We start from the raw sequence: 15305 nt of genomic DNA on the forward strand, positions 1-15305 counted from the left end.
CCATCCTCATGCCCGCGAATGGCAAGGCGGGTGTCGCCATCTATCAGATATTGCTGGCGCACGTCGCCTTGCTTGGCGACCTGAACCTCATAGCGTTGGCCATCGACAAGGGCATAGGGCTTGGCCGCCTCCCCGCCGAAACACAGCGTGAAATAGCCGATCGCCATGATGATCGCGCCGAACTTCACCGACCGTTTCGACCCCAGATACCGGTCCGCTATGAAGCCGCCGATGAACGGGGTGAGATAGACCAGCGACATATAGGCGCCATACGTCCCGCTGGCGCTGGTATCGGAAAAGAGGAAATGGTCGGTCAGGTAGAGGACCAGCAAGGCCCGCATGCCGTAGAAACCGAATCGCTCCCACATTTCGGTGGTGAACAATCTGGCAAGCTGACGTGGATGGCCGAACCAGGATGCGTCGGCGTCGTTGATATGTTCGGCCGCCTGTGCCGCCCGGTTGGGGTCGGCGGGTGAAATGGCCATGGCGCGGTGCTCCCCGATCTTCTAGGGGAGGTCCGCCTCCCCGCTTCGCTCGCGCGAGACTAGCAGCAGAATTGCGTGAGTGAAGAACAATATTACAACCGCATGAAGGATGGCCCGATGTTCAACGACCGTTCCACGCCACTTTCCCTGCTCCAGACCCGCCGATCGGGCAAACCGCGCGACCTGGCTGCGCCGGGGCCAAATGACGCGGAACTAAGGCAGATATTGGAGGTGGCGCTGCGCACGCCCGATCATGGCAAGCTTGCCCCCTGGCGTTTCGTCATCGTGCCGCAGGACAAGCGCGGCGCGCTGGCGGACCTTCTGGAACGCGCCTATCGCGCCGAAAAGCCTGACGCTGGCCGTATCGAAATCGAGTCCATGCACCAGTTTGCGCATCAGGCGCCCACGCTGGTGGTCGCCCTGTCCTCACCCGTGCCGGGCAGCAAGATTCCCGTCTGGGAGCAGCAATTGTCGGCGGGGGCGGCGATCATGAACCTGCTCCATGCCACCCATGCGCTGGGCTATGCGGGCGGATGGCTGACCGGCTGGCCCAGCTTCAACGACGATGTGCGCAATGCGTTTGGGCGCAATGGTGAAACAATCGCCGGATTCGTGTTCATAGGCACGCCCGCCAAACCGCTGGAGGAGCGGCCTCGGCCAGAATATAACGCTATCGTATCGGTCTGGGACCGATAATTACAAATCTTTACGATCCGGAAATCGTCTCTGACTTGACCCCATTAGCTGTATTATGGCAGTGAAGCAGTATGGCCGAAGACTCAAAGCCCGTCTATCTCCGCCTTCGCGAGATCATCGCTGCGTCCATATTGGATGGAGAATTTTCCGACGGAGATTTGCTGCCATCGGTTCGTGCCTTTGCCGCGGCGCAGGGCGCAAATCCGCTCACTGTCGCCAAGGCCTATCAAAGTTTTCAGGATGACGGGCTGGTCGTGGTGAAGCGTGGTGTCGGCATGTTCGTCGCCGCCGGGGCCACGCGCCGCCTGCGCGAAGCGGAGCGGGAACGGTTTCTGGAGACGATATGGCCGCCGGTCGCTGCCCAGATGCGCCGCCTGGGCCTTCGCATCGAAGATATGGATCTGGCGCAGGTCTGATCGATATTACAGGGCTTTGAGCGCCTCCAGCGCCTCCTGCCGATTGCCGAAATCACGGACGGATGCAGCGCGGTTGAGCGCCAGTCTCGCGTCCCCCTTGCGCCCCGCCGCTGCATAGGCCTGCCCCAGATGCATTTGCAGCGCCGGTACGAATGGCGCGAGCGCCACCGCCTTTTCCAGCAGATCGACGGCCGCTGGCCCCTTGGCATCGGTGCGCAGCAATACCCAGCCCAGCATGTCCGCCGTCGCTGGATTTCCCGGCATCAGCGCATAGCCATGTCGGGCATAAGCCAAGGCGGCGCTTTCCTTTCGCTGTTCCAACGAGACGCGCGCCAGATCCGTCATCAGCAGCGCGTCATTGTCGCCAATCTGCGCGCGTAGCGCCTGAAGCAGCCGCTCCGCGCCGCGCCAGTCCTCCCGTCCAACGGCATAACCAGCCGCCACTCGAAGCATATCGCGATCCATCGGGTGCTGGCGCAGGAAAAGCTGGGCCACCTGCTCCGCGCGCGCTCCATTGCCGGTCGCTTGCAGGGCACTGACCAGACGAAGGGCCGCATCGCGATCGAAGCGGATATTGGCCCCGGCCTCATAAGCGCGCACCGCCGCCTGTCCCTGTCCGTTCGCCTGCAACAGGTCGCCCAAAATCAGCCAGGCCGCCGGCGCGCCGGGGTTGGCCCGGTTCAACAATCGCGCCCGGTCCAGCGCTTCCTCCTTGCGTCCCATAGTCAGGAGCGCGCGTATATAAGGGATATTGTCGCGCGCGGTGCCGGGGTCGGCAGGCGGAGCGCCGTTCGACAAAGCCGTCGCGAAGACCGAAGCCGCAGGCCGCACAGGCCAGGCCGCCCGCGCCAGCATATCGTCGGCCATCGCGCGGTCGCCAAGCGCTTCCTGAACACGGGCGGCAAGGGTCAGGACATAGGGGTCGGCATCTTGCTGCTCGACCATCGGCGCCAGCGTCGCGGCGGCCGACATCTGGTCGCCATTGTCCGCATAGGCCCGCGCCAGCAATGTGCGCGCGGGCCGGTTCCAGGGTTGGGCGTCGACCAGAGGCGCCAATGTCTGCACCGCCAGCAAAGGATTGCCGTCCTGAAGATGCAAGACCCCGCGCAACAACTGGGTCGCGGCTTCCCCGTCCAGCCGCCCGCCCGTGCGTTCCAGCAATTTGCGCGCCAGGTCGTCCTGACCGGCGCGCGCGGCCATGACCGCCTGCATCATCCAGGCGCGGGCATTGCCCGGATCGAGCGCCAGGAGGCGGCGCGTCATCGCCAGCATGCGCGACGCCTGGCCCGCATCGGCGAGCGTGGCGGCATATTGCTCAAGCACCGGTACGGAATCGGGGTCGACCGACATCGCGCGATCAAACCAGGGAAGCGCGGCGACCAAGCCATATTGCGTCCGGGTAAGTTCAGCACGCAGGCCCAGCGCAGGCGCGCTTTTGGCATTCAGGGCCACCGCCTGGTCGGCCGCGGCAATAGCCCCGGCCTGATCGCCGGTCGCCATGCGCAGGCGCCCCACCTCCACCCAGGTTTCGGAATCGCGAGCGTCCATCGCCAGCGCTTGCTCCAGGGCCCTCCCGGCTGCACGCACATCTCCCAGCGCTAGCGTGGCGCGGGCGACGACATGCGCGGCGGCAAGGGCCTGGTCTTCGGGCAGATCGGCCGCGCGCGCTTCGGCAAGAGCGCCTGCAAAATCGCCCTGGAGAAACAGCGCCTGCGCCATCACGGCGCGCGTGGCGGCCGGCGCCTGACCAAGCGACCGGGCGCGCTCGACCTCCGCCTGCGCGCCGGCCCCGTCGCCCAGTTCGGCCAGCGCCCGCGCCTGCGCCGCGCGAGCAATGGCGGAGCGCGGATTTCCCTTGATGGCGTTCATCAGTTCGACCCGCGCTGTGCGCACATCGTCCCGATCGAGCGCAGACAGGCCGCGCGCCAGGGCGGCGCTGCCGTCCTTTTCATGCGCGCGCCATTGCCACAGTCCAGCCAGGGCCATGGCGGCGGCGATCAGCCCGACGATCAGGAAAAGACGAGAACGGCGCATCGGTCAGCCCTGCATGTGATAATGTTTGAGCAAGTCATAAAGTGTCGGCCGGCTGATCCCCAACATTCGCGCCGCGCCCGATATATTGCCGTCCGTGCGCGCCATCGCATGGCGGATCGCGCGCCGGTCCGCCATTTCGCGCGCCAGCTTCAAATTGATGATATCCGCGCCCCCTCCGGCCTCCGGGTCCAGATCGAGATCAGCAGCCGTGATCAATTTGCCTTCGGCCAAGATCATCGCGCGCTTCACTCTGTTTTCCAGTTCGCGCACATTGCCCGGCCAGGACCAAGCGTCCAGCGCAGCCAGCGCATCGGGCGCCAGCCCCTTGACCTGCGGATTGAGGTCGTCGGCCAAGCGATTGATAAAATGGCGCGCCAAAAGAGCGGGATCGCCCGGCCGGTCCTTGAGCGCAGGTATGCGCACCACGACCTCTGCGAGACGATAGTAAAGGTCTTCCCGGAACGTCCCGGCGGCCGTCATGGCACCAAGGTCGCGATGGCTGGCGCACAGGATCCGTATATCGGCTCCATTCGCGGCTTTTCCATCGGCGTTGCCCCTCTGCTTGAGGAACAGCAGCAATTGCGCCTGGAGCGAAAGGTCCATGTCGGCGACCTCGTCGAGGAACAACGTGCCGCCTCGCGCCGCATTGATCCTGCCGCCCGCATCAGACGCGTCCCCCGGATCACGACCAAACAATTCCGCCTCCAGCATCGCGGAGGACAGCGCCGCGCAATTGACAGTGACGAACGGGCCGTCCCGTCGCTGGCTGGCATCATGCAGCGCCTCCGCCAGCATCCCCTTGCCGGTTCCACTCCCCCCAGCCAGGAGGACAAAGACATCGGTCGGGGCGACCCGCTCTATCGTCCGCGCGACCTTGGTCATTTCCGGTGCCGCCGTTATGACCCGGCCCAGCACCTGCTTGTCCCGGGGCGCTGCCTCCACCAAACGCGCATTGTCGCGTTCCAGCGCCTGGACGTGGAAGGCCCGGCGCACGATCAGCCCCAGTTCATGGATGTCGACCGGCTTCTGATAGAAATCGTAGGCACCGCCCGCGATCGCTTCCAGCGCGCTTTCCCGTTCGCCATGGCCGGATGCGACGATGATCTTGGTATCCGGCTTGATGCGCAGCATATCGGCCAGCGTCGCAAATCCTTCGCTGGTGCCGTCAGGGTCAGGCGGCAATCCCAGGTCCAGCGTCACGACATCGGGCGCTTCGGCGCGCAGCATGTCGATCGCTTCTTCCCGATCGCCGGCAATGAACACGCGATAGGCGTCATAGGCCCAACGCAGCTGCCGTTGCAGGCCGGGATCATCCTCCACGATCAGCAATTTGGGCCGGGTGTCGCTCATCAGGCCGCCTGCTCGCCCTGCGCCGGCAAGACGCTTGCCGACGCCAGCGGCAGGAAGAGGGTGAACCGGCTGCCCAGGCCCGGCTTGCTCTCCACCATCACCCGCCCACCCATGGATTGCGCCAATGCACGCGCCTCAAACGCGCCCAGACCGAAGCCGCCGGCCTTGTTGGACGCAAAGGGCTTGAACAAGTCGCGCCGGACGAATTCGGGGCTCATCCCGCGTCCCTGGTCGATGACTTCCACCATCGCCATCCCGTCCTCGCGCCCGAGGCGGATGACAACCGGCCGATCCGGCGGGCTGGCGTCGATGGCGTTCTGGACCAGATGCATGATGATCTGTTCGACACGCGCAGGGTCGGCCATGACGGCAGGAGCATCCCCCTCGACCCGGACCGCATGCTGGCGCGCGCGCGTCTGGGCCACACGGGCAAGCAGGGGTTGCAACCCGATGGCCCGCGGTTCCTGAGCTGCCGCCTTATTATGCTGCGATAGCCGAGCCAGCATGTCGTTCATCCGACCCACCGATTCCTTCAGGGTCAAAATCATGTCGGCCCGAAAATCGGGATTATCTGCATGGCGCTCCGCATTATGCGTCAACAGCGACAACTGGCTGACCAGATTTTTGACGTCATGCAGGATGAAGGCGAAGCGGCGGTTGAATTCATCGAAGCGCTGGGCGTCGGCCAGAGCCTGCTGTCCCTGTGCTTCGCTGATATGGCTGGCGGCTTGCCTGCCGGCCGCGCGCAGCATGTCGAAATCTTCCCAATCGACCCTCCTGTCAACCGGAGGACGGGCCAGCACAATGGCCCCGATCAGGCGGCCATAATGAATAAGGGGCGCCACGGCCCAAGCATGGCGATCCTGCGCCAACCATTGTGATGGCGCCGCCCGCTTGTCCACGCTGCCAAGATCGATGATGTGCCCCTGCTCCAGCCGCAGAACCATGTCCGTGGGAATGGCGGCGATATCCGCGCCATCATCCGGCCAGTTCCACTGCGTTTCGAAGTTCAGACCGCCTCTTTCATCGCGCAGCAGCAAAATCGCAGCAGGCGACTGGGTGATGTCGGCAACCGCTTTAGCGACGCGCTGGCCAAGCGGCGCGGAGGCCTCGCCCGGTCGGCCGATAGTCTCGCCAAAGCGCATCCATTCCATGCGATAATCATAGCGATGCTGGAAAAAATGCTTGGCGACCTGAATGTGCCAAAAGGCCTGGAGCCGCGGCGAGGGTAAAAGCACGAGCGCCGAAACCGCCGCGAAGAATACCGCGCCGATTTCAACAAGGCGCGCATAGGGGCCGGCGATCATCTCGATCAGAACGGCGACGGCCATGATCAGCACGACATAGAGACCGATGGCGAAAACCGACACGGACTGCATCGTCAGGGTGCGCGACACCTGCACCCGTCCGCTCAGATCCTTGCGCAGGCCGATCGCGATGACGGACGCCACCACCGCCATGAGCAATCCGCGTAGTGCAAACAGCGCGTCCGCGCGCTGCGGCGCGACATAGCCAATCAGGTACAGGGCGAAATCATAGCCCCACATCGCCGCCAAAGCGCCGAGCAACAGGCCCATGCCTCCGCGATCCTCGACCGGGCAAACGCTGTATAACTGGTGCAGCAACAGCAGACTGCCGATCGCCGTCATCATGCGCAGCACCAGGGTGGTGGCGATCAACGCGTCCTGAACGTCGCCGGAAAGCGCAAATTGACGCCAGGACAAATCGGTAAAGGTCTGGAGCAGGATCAAGCCGGCAACTGCGACATAGACGGCAACGACGCCGCCCTTTGGCCCCTGCCGGCCCGCCCAGGCCCGCCGCAGGAGGACGAACATCACGAGCAACCAGCCGGCGTTGCGGATATTCTCGCCCAGGCCAGAGAGGGGCTTTGCAACGCTGCCGAACGAAATATAGAGCGCCCAGCCCGACGTCAGCAGCAGGGCGGCGGCCAGGCTTCTGATTTCCGCCGCACTATCGCGGCGCCTGAGGAGGAAGATGCCGAGCGCGGCAAACAACATGGCCGCCAAGGCATGGCCCCAGTCCCCGATGATTTGCAGCAGGACCGACATGACCGGACGTCAGCGCGCGCCGTCGGGCCAAAGCACGACGCGCACCGTCTGTAACAGGATCAAAAGATCTAGGAAGGGCGTGTAATTTTTGGCATAATAAAGATCATATTCCAGCTTGTGCCGGGAGTCTTCGATCGACGCGCCATAAGGATAGTTGATCTGCGCCCAGCCTGTAATGCCCGGCTTCACCATATGCCGTTCGGCATAATAGCGCAGATGCTGCTCCAGATCCTCGACGAACTGGCGGCGTTCCGGGCGCGGCCCAACGAAGCTCATCTCTCCCTTCAGCACGGTCCAGGTCTGCGGCAGTTCATCGATGCGCAATTTTCGCAGCCAGTAACCAAGGCGGGTAATGCGAGGATCGTCCTTTTCCGCCCAGACCGCCTGCCCCGCCACTTCGGCGTCCTGCCGCATGGTGCGCAGCTTCACGATCCAGAATTCCTGGCCATAGAGGCCGACGCGTTGCTGACGATAAAAGGCCGGCCCCTTGCTATCCAGCTTCACCAGCAGCGCGCCCAGCAGGATGATCGGTCCGGTCAGGATCAGCAGGATCAAGCTGGCCACGATGTCGAAAATGCGCTTGGCGATGCTGGACAGTCGGCGCCCGGCCGAAAATCCATCGGAAAAGATCAGCCAGCTGGGATTGACGCTGGCTAGGTCGACACGGCCGGTTTCCCGCTCCAGGAAGCTCGACAGGTCGTTGACATGGACGCCCGTCGTCTTGATGCGCAGCAGGTCCGTCATTGGAATGGCGTTCCGCCGTTCTTCCAGGGCAAGCACGACCTCGCTGGCATTCAGGCGCACGACGAAATCGGCCAGATTATAGACGGCGTCGCGGTTAATGGCTTCGGCAATTACCTGCTCGCCATCATTCATGGCGATATAGCCGACCACCAAAAATCCCGATCCGCGGCGGCGTTCCAGCTCGCGGATGCGATTGGCGCGATTGCCTGCCCCCAGCACCACCAGCCGTCGCTTGAATGCTTCACCGCCCAGCATCGACCCCAGCAGCAGACGGATCAGCAGCAGCACCGCAACCGCCAGCCCCATCGCGTAAAGCGAATTGGACCGCCACAGGGTGATGGATGGCAGCAGAAAATAGAGAACGGACAGGAAAATGACGCCCAGCGATACAGCCACGAGCAGCCGGGCCAATGCAAATCGGATCGACTGGAGCGATTCAGGGCCATAGACCCCTACAGCGATCATCGCGGTCTGAATGGAAAAGGCGAAGCTCAGGAGTGGTGCCAGGCGCGAGGCCATAGGCTCGACATCCATGCCGATCTGATGCGCACGCAATACCCAGCCAGCTTCGGCCGCAGCGATCAGCAGCAGGAAATCCAGCAGCCCCAGCAGAAGTACCGCATGCGGTACATAATGTTTGAACAGCCTGATCATCGTTGTGCCTCACCCAGCCATCGCCACTAGCGGCTTGGCCCGTCGGATGCTCCTTACACCCTCTGTAGGAAAATCCGACGCTTGGAAGAGGCTTGGACCAAAATCACAAAAAAAGACTGAATCTGATCGGTTTCAGCGCGAATTTGTTCTTTCAGCGCGTACGGTTCAGGTCATCGGCGGCATTTTGCGCGGCATCGCCCATCGCCTGTACCGCTTCGTCCGCCGAGGCCGCTGCCTGTGTAACAGCGTCCGCGCGGCGATCCCGCCGATCATCGTTGGTCAGATAAAAAAAGCCTACAGCCAGCACTAGGGCCAGGGCAACCAGACCCAACACCACGCCACTATTGGGGTGCGGTTGTCGTGGGGGTTTGGGCGGTTCCGGATCGTCCATCACAGCTCTCCTCCTCAAGAGACCGGGACGACGGGGTAAAATATTCGAGCCGTGTTCCCGATCAACTGCCAGAATTGCGGAGTTCGCCACCGCGGCTCAGCCGATCGACGTCGTCCATGATCTCATCGAGCACAGCCGTTTCGGTCGTTTCCTGACTGCGCCGGGAAGGCAGATCGCCATTTTCCAATATCTGTTCCAGAGCGGCGCGCCCGCGCGCGACACGGCTCTTGATCGTTCCGACTGCAACGCCGCAAATCTCGGCCGCCTCTTCATAGGCAAAGCCGCCCGCACCCACCAAGATCAGCGCTTCGCGCTGCGGCTGGGGCAATTGCAACAGAGCGCGCTGCATATCGCTCAGTTCGACATGCTTATCCTGCCCTGCGGGCGCCGCCAAAATCCGGTCGGCCGTCAGATCGTCCCAATCCCCGCGAAAGCGGGACCGGCGCATTTGCGAAAGATAATGGTTCCGCAGAATGATGAAGGTCCAGGCGCGCATGTTCGTCCCTGCCTGGAACCGGGCGCGGGCCGCCCATGCCTTGAGTAGGGTTTCCTGGACAAGATCATCGGCAACGTCGCGATTGCCCGAAAGAGACCTGCCAAAGGCGCGCAGATGCGGAATAACGGCCGCCAGCTCGCGCTTGAAATCACTATCCGACAATGGAGCGCGCTCTTCCGACGCAACGATTTCTTCATTCACGAGAACGACCCCCTTGCTGGCCGCCACTCCTGTCGTCTGAGCCGACATCGTCAAAGCCATACTGCGCCCATATCCTAACTCTTATGTCCCTTAAGACAAATCCTGATTGCTGATAATCACAGCAACAGCAGAATGATCATGACGATCACGGCGAGGGCGAGCGATGCACCCAGCACGTAACGCACGGTATGCTCGGTAGAACCCCCGCGCGCTTCGTCTGTGGCGACATGCTTTTCCTGATCCACCATGTCTCTCTCCCGATCGTTACGCTTCATTAACGCGAGGTACGGCGGGGAGTTCCGTTGGAGGGCAAACAGATAAGCGGCCTACCCCATCAGGCCGGGGCTGTGGCCTGATCGAAGAAGAGCGCCTGCGAAATCGCAGCTTTGACCGTAGAGCGCTGGAAAGGCTTGGTGATAAGGAAAGTCGGCTCGGGCCGTTCACCGGTCAGCAACCGCTCGGGGAATGCGGTGATGAAGATGACCGGGACCGAGATTTCCGACAGAATATCCTTCACAGCGTCGATGCCGCTCGAATCGTCTGCCAGCTGAATGTCGGCAAGCACCAGGCCCGGCCGCTCCGCCATGGCTTCGCGCACGGCATCCTCGCGCGTTACGGCTATGGCCGTGACATCATGACCAAGGTCACGCACGATCGTCTCGATATCCATGGCGATGATCGGCTCATCCTCGATGATCAGCACCTTCGCGCGCGTTTGGGCCTCAATCTCCGCCAGCGCCTCTTCCACCAGCGCCTCGACGTCGGCGGGGTCCATCGCGATCAGATAGGCGACATCATCGACGGTAAACCCTTCAAGCGCCGTCAGCAGCAGCGCCTGCCGGGGCAAGGGGGTCAGCCTTGCCAGACGCGCCTGCGCGATCGCCTCACGATCATCGCCGCCGCCGGTCGGTTCGTCCTCCAGATGGGAGGACGACCAGATGGCATGAAAGGTGCGGTAAAGCCCAAGTCGGGGATCCACGTCGGCGGGGAATTCTTCAGGAGCGGCGACGATCGCTTCGAGGGTAGCGCGCACATAGGCGTCGCCATGCGTCTGGCTGCCCGTCAAAGCGCGGGCGTAGCGCCGCAGAAACGGAAGATGAGGGTGCAGTTTCTGTCCAAGCGACATGTATAGTCTTCTCCCTGCCCGATCAAAGGCATCGTGTATCCCGGCCCATCATGGCGGGAACAAGAAGAATGGAATGTCCATGCCGCATTGGCAAGCCCGCCCCACTTCGTCCCGCCCGAACCGGCAGCGTCAAAAAAACGCCTCGAAGGCCGGAACCATCGAGTTTGCAATTTGTTTCGCTGCCATATGGATTTTTTGACGATATCGTGATTTTCAACCGGACGACGCGGAACGATGAATTGACGATCCGCGCAATTCCCGCAAATACGGGCAGGCTGGCGTGACACAGATTGCTTCAGAGGGGCAGATTTTGGTTTCTTCGACAACGGAAAAGCAGCCGACGGAAACGGGACGTGACCAGGAATCCTCTCCTGCGCAAAAGCGCGGCGGCAACAGCCGCAAGGAGGAAGGCCAGGTCTCGCAGGCGCTTCGCACCGTCTATCAGCGCGCCGTTGACGAGGACATTCCCGCGGAAATGCTGGATCTTCTAAGCAAGCTGGACTGAGTTCGTCATGAGCGGGGGCAGCCATCCTCCGGCAGCCCAATCGCTGACCGCATCATTTTTCGGCTCGACCGGCGTCAAGATGTTCCTGATCTTGACCCTGGCGCTCCTGCCGCTCGGCCTGATCGCCCTTGTCGCGTCGCTCCAGGCCATTCAAACCGCCGATCTGGAAAAAGAGGCATTGCTCCGCGTGGCCGTGAGCCAGAGTGCGCGGAAACTCACAGCCGATCTGGAATCCGACCGCACGGCCCTGCAACTGACCGTCAACAATCTGTCAACGACCCCATCCGACACCGGCATCTGCGCGCGCCTGCAACTGTTTTTGGCGTCCAATGACCGGGAAGGCGGACGATATGCCGTCTATGATCGCGCTGGCCGACGCCTGTGCGCGTCGGACCCCGCGCAAGTGCCAATCCTCGACCCGGCCGAACGCTTCACTGGTCCCGCGGCGCAATTGCTCGATAAAGCCCCCTATCTCCTGGTGCGCGTCCGCAGCAACAACGGGGCGCTCGTCGGGTTCATCTATTATTCCAGGGCGCATCTTGAACGGGCGGCTGACCCGGCGACCGCGCTTCAGAATCGGCGGCTGACGCTCTACGAAGGGCATCGCCGGCTTGACCTCACACAATCGCAGCCGCCCCTTGCCGCAGGGGATGGCATCACCAGCCTTTCAGCCCCGCTGGAACCGCCCAATATCGTGCTGACGATGACGGTGCGCGATCCGCCAGAAACATTGGCGCGCACCCTGTCTCTCTTCCTCCCGCTGGTCATGTGGTTCGCCGCTGCCGCGATCGGGTGGTTCGTGGTCAACCGCCTGCTCATCCGGCCCCTCGTGCTCTTGCGTCGCGCCGTAGCCGCCTACCATCCCGGCGAAGTGTTGGAGCCGATGCAAAGGGTGCGCACGCCGGCGCGGGAAATCATTGCACTGGGCGAAACCTTCCGCGAAATCAGCGAAGATGTCGCCACGCATGAGGCCGAACTGGCCGAAGGACTGGACACACAGCGCAAACTGACCCGCGAAGTCCATCATCGCGTCAAGAACAACCTACAGATCATCGCCAGCCTCATCAACCTGCATGCCCGCTCCGCCCATGAGCCAGAAGCCGTGGAGGCCTATGCCTCGATCCAGCGGCGCGTCGACGCGCTGTCTGTCGTGCATCGCAATCATTTTGCGGAACTGGAGGAAAATCGCGGCGTCGGCGTGCGCGCGCTGATCAGCGAATTGTCAGCCAGTCTGAGAAGCACGGCACCCGTTGCAGCACGCCGCTTCGGCATTCAGATTGACAGCGACGATCTGCATATCAGCCAGGATGTCGCCGTGCCGATCGCCTTTCTGGTGACCGAACTGGTAGAATTGGCGATGCGGCTCGATCCGGCGGGCCGGATGCGCATATCGGTCAAGGCCCAAGGCGATGATCGGGCGCTGGTGACCGTCCTGTCCTCGGGTCTTCACGATACGCCGGACATGAAGGCCTATATGAACGAACGCTATGGCCGGGTCCTGACCGGCCTGTCACGCCAACTTCGCCAGCCGCTTGATCATGACGGGGACGCCGGCCGGTTCACCATCGCGATCACCATCGTTCCCTGACAGTCACACCCGCTGATAATCGCGCCTGAACTGGGCAGCAAAGGCCGCGAAGCGGCCAGCCGCGATGGCTTCGCGGATCCCTTGCATCAATTCCTGATAAAAATGGATATTGTGCTGCGTCATCAGCATGGCGCCCAGCATTTCGCCGGTCTTGACCAGATGATGCAGATAGGCGCGGCTCCAGGTCGCACAGACGGGGCAGCCGCAGCGCGGATCGAGCGGCCCCATATCCTCGTTGAATTTCGCGTTTCGGATATTGAGCGGCCCGCCCCAGGTGAAAGCCTGCCCATTGCGTCCCGATCGCGTGGGCAGGACGCAATCGAACATATCGATGCCCCGCTCGACCGCCCCGACAATGTCGTCCGGCTTGCCGACCCCCATGAGATAGCGCGGTTTATCGACAGGAAGCATATCCGGCGCGAAATCCAGGGTGGTGAACATCGCTTCCTGCCCCTCCCCGACCGCCAGACCGCCGACAGCGTAACCATCGAAGCCGATGTCGATCAGCTTGTCGGCCGAAACCCGTCTCAGCGCCTCATTCAGCGACCCTTGCTGGATGCCGAACAGCGCCGCGCGCTCCGCATGGTCGCCGCCAGCATCAAATTGATCGCGCGACCGCTTGGCCCAGCGCATCGAACGCTCCATCGATTGCGCTGCCTCGTCATGGGTGCATCCGTTTTTCGTGCATTCGTCAAAGGCCATAACGATGTCGCTGTCGAGCAGGCGCTGAATGTCCATCGAGCGTTCAGGCGTCAGCATGTGCTTCGACCCGTCGATATGGCTGGAAAAAGCGACACCGTCCTCGCTCATCTTGGTAAGCGCCGACAGGCTCATTACCTGATAGCCGCCGCTGTCCGTCAGGATCGGCCGGTCCCACCCCATGAAACCATGCAGGCCGCCCAGTCGCGCCATGCGTTCAGCGCCCGGCCGCAGCATGAGATGATAGGTGTTGCCCAACAGGATGTCGGCGCCGGCCGCGCGGACCTCGGCCGGTCGCATCGCCTTCACCGTGGCGGCGGTGCCGACCGGCATGAAGGCGGGCGTGCGAATGTCGCCGCGCCGCATCTGGATCGTACCGGTGCGGGCCTTGGCATCAGTGGCGGAAATGGAAAAGGAAAATCGGGGCTTCGTCATGCGCGCGCTCTAGGATCGAATGGATCGGCGCACAAGGATAGCGCGGATCACCCGGCCTTGCGCACCCCGTCAAAGAGCAGCATCGCGTCGATGTTGAACCCTTCGACCCGCCGATAGGCACCGACGAAGCGTAGACAGTCGCGCGATAATCGCAAGGGCCAGGAACGGCCCTGCGAATCCTGGAGAGCCAATGTCACACATTGGGAAGGGTCGGACTGTCTCGCCATGCGCAAATGGTAAATGTCAAAGATTAACAAAGCCCTCTTTGCAGGCGGCGAAGGGGAGAGCCACCGACTGACGCGACATTTTTGCAACACACCTTTTAGGACACGAGGATTTTGGGCGGCAAGGAGGCAACACCCGCCAACAAAAATGGTTAAACCTCTATCAATCATGATCCCGCTGACGGCATCATTGCGGCGAACCTGATCCTATCATCATCATAAAACTGGGGCCGCAAATGATTGATTCGGGACGCTTTGTCGTGACACACAACGAGACAGAAGCCGTGAACGACGATCCGATGGAGGACCACAGCCTCTCCGATGCGGCAAATGCCGGTACGGAATGGGGACTTTCGCAGGAATTCAGCCAATCGACCTTATTCGACCTGGGGCAGATCGACGTTCGCTGGGATGAAGACCTGGCCACCTTGTGGGCCTTCATGACGCCGCTCGAAAGGCCCAATTCGAATCTCGGCCTGATGCGTGACACCATGGCCTGGCAAAGGGAAAGCCGCCGCGTCTTCGGCGACAATGGCCCGCTTAAATTCATGGTGCTGGGGTCACGCTTTCCCGGCGTGTTCAATCTGGGCGGCGATCTGGAAATGTTTGCCGAATGCATCCAGCGGCGCGATCGCGAAACGCTGCTGAAATATGGCGTCGCCTGTTGTGAGATCGTTGATCGTATCTGGCATTGCAACGATATGAACATCATCAATATCGGCTTGGCCCAGGGCGACGCACTGGGCGGCGGGCTTGAGGCGCTGCTGTGTTTCGACGTCATCATCGCCGAGCGGCAGGCGCGCTTCGGCCTGCCGGAGGTATTGTTCGGCCTCTTCCCCGGCATGGGCGCCTGGTCCATTTTGCAGCGCCGGGTCGGCCCTGTTCTGGCGCGTCAGATGCTGTCGGAAGGTCGCATCTACACCGCTGATGAAATGTTCGACATGGGCATCGTCAATCAGGTTGTGGAAACCGGAGAAGGTGAAGCAGCAACAATCCAGTGGATCCGCGATCATCGGGCGCATCATCCCGGTTATGTCGGCATCAACAAGGCCGCGCGGCGCGTCCATCCTCTGACGCTGACCGAATTGACCGACATCGTGGAAATGTGGACCGAAACCGCTCTGTCCCTGTCGGATCGCGATTTGCGCATGATGCGACGCCTGGCGGCCGCGCAAACGAAGCTGCGCTGATT

At 62.2% G+C, this 15305-nt stretch carries 14 protein-coding genes and 1 pseudogene; 5 read left to right on the top strand and 10 right to left on the bottom strand.

Going from position 1 to position 15305, the window contains the following annotated elements; all coding sequences use genetic code 11:
- A pseudogene (locus tag SKA58_RS20040) lies at positions 1–485 on the bottom strand (MFS transporter); the annotation flags it as partial.
- A gap of 117 nt (positions 486–602) precedes the next feature.
- On the opposite strand from SKA58_RS20040, the gene SKA58_RS08510 reads away from it, so the two are divergent.
- Together SKA58_RS08510 and SKA58_RS08515 are read left to right on the top strand one after the other, a co-directional pair.
- A complete protein-coding gene (locus SKA58_RS08510) occupies positions 603–1181 on the top strand; it encodes a nitroreductase family protein (protein ID WP_037542777.1) in 579 nt (192 codons plus the stop codon).
- A 71-nt stretch (positions 1182–1252) separates the two neighbouring features.
- Positions 1253–1597: a GntR family transcriptional regulator gene (locus SKA58_RS08515; RefSeq protein ID WP_009821992.1), complete on the top strand. Its 345-nt coding sequence runs from the start codon at positions 1253–1255 to the stop codon at positions 1595–1597.
- Between the two features lie 6 nt (positions 1598–1603).
- On the opposite strand, the gene SKA58_RS08520 is transcribed toward SKA58_RS08515, so the two are convergent.
- The 8 genes from SKA58_RS08520 to SKA58_RS08555 all read right to left on the bottom strand — a co-directional run bounded on the left by SKA58_RS08520 (position 1604) and on the right by SKA58_RS08555 (position 10662).
- Positions 1604–3631, bottom strand: coding sequence for a tetratricopeptide repeat protein (locus tag SKA58_RS08520; RefSeq protein WP_009821993.1), 2028 nt, complete (start codon positions 3629–3631; stop codon positions 1604–1606).
- A 3-nt stretch (positions 3632–3634) separates the two neighbouring features.
- Positions 3635–4981: a PEP-CTERM-box response regulator transcription factor gene (prsR, locus tag SKA58_RS08525; RefSeq protein ID WP_009821994.1), complete on the bottom strand. Its 1347-nt coding sequence runs from the start codon at positions 4979–4981 to the stop codon at positions 3635–3637.
- The gene (prsK, locus tag SKA58_RS08530) at positions 4981–7050 is read right to left on the bottom strand and encodes an XrtA/PEP-CTERM system histidine kinase PrsK (RefSeq protein WP_009821995.1); all 2070 of its coding nucleotides are present in this window, start codon (positions 7048–7050) and stop codon (positions 4981–4983) included. The genes prsR and prsK overlap by 1 nt, the downstream gene beginning before the upstream one ends.
- 9 nt (positions 7051–7059) lie before the next feature.
- Positions 7060–8448 (bottom strand): TIGR03013 family XrtA/PEP-CTERM system glycosyltransferase, encoded by a 1389-nt coding sequence (locus SKA58_RS08535; RefSeq protein ID WP_009821996.1) that lies wholly within the window; start codon positions 8446–8448, stop codon positions 7060–7062.
- Positions 8449–8599: 151 nt separating this feature from the next.
- Complete coding sequence (locus SKA58_RS08540) at positions 8600–8839, bottom strand: hypothetical protein (RefSeq protein ID WP_009821997.1); 240 nt, start codon at positions 8837–8839, stop codon at positions 8600–8602.
- A gap of 61 nt (positions 8840–8900) precedes the next feature.
- A complete protein-coding gene (locus tag SKA58_RS08545; RefSeq protein ID WP_009821998.1) occupies positions 8901–9596 on the bottom strand; it encodes a sigma-70 family RNA polymerase sigma factor in 696 nt (231 codons plus the stop codon).
- 56 nt (positions 9597–9652) lie between these two features.
- Entirely contained in the window at positions 9653–9811 is a 159-nt protein-coding gene (locus SKA58_RS20325) for a hypothetical protein (RefSeq protein ID WP_232209405.1), read from the bottom strand.
- Positions 9812–9870: 59 nt separating this feature from the next.
- Positions 9871–10662 carry a response regulator gene (locus tag SKA58_RS08555; RefSeq protein ID WP_009822000.1) on the bottom strand — a complete coding sequence of 264 codons (792 nt, stop codon included), beginning with the start codon at positions 10660–10662 and terminating at the stop codon, positions 9871–9873.
- Between the two features lie 280 nt (positions 10663–10942).
- Between SKA58_RS08555 and SKA58_RS08560 the strand changes: the two genes are divergently transcribed.
- Together SKA58_RS08560 and SKA58_RS08565 are read left to right on the top strand one after the other, a co-directional pair.
- Entirely contained in the window at positions 10943–11167 is a 225-nt protein-coding gene (locus SKA58_RS08560) for a NepR family anti-sigma factor (protein ID WP_009822002.1), read from the top strand.
- Positions 11168–11174: 7 nt separating this feature from the next.
- Complete coding sequence (locus tag SKA58_RS08565) at positions 11175–12755, top strand: sensor histidine kinase (protein WP_009822003.1); 1581 nt, start codon at positions 11175–11177, stop codon at positions 12753–12755.
- Between the two features lie 3 nt (positions 12756–12758).
- Here the strand turns inward: SKA58_RS08565 and tgt are convergent, their stop codons facing one another.
- Positions 12759–13889 carry a tRNA guanosine(34) transglycosylase Tgt gene (gene tgt / locus SKA58_RS08570; RefSeq protein WP_037542328.1) on the bottom strand — a complete coding sequence of 377 codons (1131 nt, stop codon included), beginning with the start codon at positions 13887–13889 and terminating at the stop codon, positions 12759–12761.
- 460 nt (positions 13890–14349) lie between these two features.
- Here tgt and SKA58_RS08580 point away from each other — a divergent pair, with 460 nt between their 5' ends.
- On the top strand, positions 14350–15303 hold the full coding sequence (locus tag SKA58_RS08580) for a crotonase/enoyl-CoA hydratase family protein (protein ID WP_009822007.1): 954 nt from the start codon (positions 14350–14352) through the stop codon (positions 15301–15303).
- Positions 15304–15305: the final 2 nt, after the last annotated feature.

This window comes from Sphingomonas sp. SKA58 (assembly GCF_000153545.1).
Classification (GTDB): domain Bacteria; phylum Pseudomonadota; class Alphaproteobacteria; order Sphingomonadales; family Sphingomonadaceae; genus Sphingobium; species Sphingobium soli.

Excerpts from the sequence above, each read along its gene's own strand:
- SKA58_RS08510 (WP_037542777.1), top strand. The coding sequence starts at position 603 with ATGTTCAACGACCGTTCCACGCCACTTTCCCTGCTCCAGACCCGCCGA.
- SKA58_RS08515 (WP_009821992.1), top strand. The coding sequence starts at position 1,253 with ATGGCCGAAGACTCAAAGCCCGTCTATCTCCGCCTTCGCGAGATCATC.
- SKA58_RS08520 (WP_009821993.1), bottom strand. The coding sequence starts at position 3,631 with ATGCGCCGTTCTCGTCTTTTCCTGATCGTCGGGCTGATCGCCGCCGCC.
- prsR (WP_009821994.1), bottom strand. The coding sequence starts at position 4,981 with ATGAGCGACACCCGGCCCAAATTGCTGATCGTGGAGGATGATCCCGGC.
- prsK (WP_009821995.1), bottom strand. The coding sequence starts at position 7,050 with ATGTCGGTCCTGCTGCAAATCATCGGGGACTGGGGCCATGCCTTGGCG.
- SKA58_RS08535 (WP_009821996.1), bottom strand. The coding sequence starts at position 8,448 with ATGATCAGGCTGTTCAAACATTATGTACCGCATGCGGTACTTCTGCTG.
- SKA58_RS08540 (WP_009821997.1), bottom strand. The coding sequence starts at position 8,839 with ATGGACGATCCGGAACCGCCCAAACCCCCACGACAACCGCACCCCAAT.
- SKA58_RS08545 (WP_009821998.1), bottom strand. The coding sequence starts at position 9,596 with ATGGCTTTGACGATGTCGGCTCAGACGACAGGAGTGGCGGCCAGCAAG.
- SKA58_RS20325 (WP_232209405.1), bottom strand. The coding sequence starts at position 9,811 with ATGAAGCGTAACGATCGGGAGAGAGACATGGTGGATCAGGAAAAGCAT.
- SKA58_RS08555 (WP_009822000.1), bottom strand. The coding sequence starts at position 10,662 with ATGTCGCTTGGACAGAAACTGCACCCTCATCTTCCGTTTCTGCGGCGC.
- SKA58_RS08565 (WP_009822003.1), top strand. The coding sequence starts at position 11,175 with ATGAGCGGGGGCAGCCATCCTCCGGCAGCCCAATCGCTGACCGCATCA.
- tgt (WP_037542328.1), bottom strand. The coding sequence starts at position 13,889 with ATGACGAAGCCCCGATTTTCCTTTTCCATTTCCGCCACTGATGCCAAG.
- SKA58_RS08580 (WP_009822007.1), top strand. The coding sequence starts at position 14,350 with ATGATTGATTCGGGACGCTTTGTCGTGACACACAACGAGACAGAAGCC.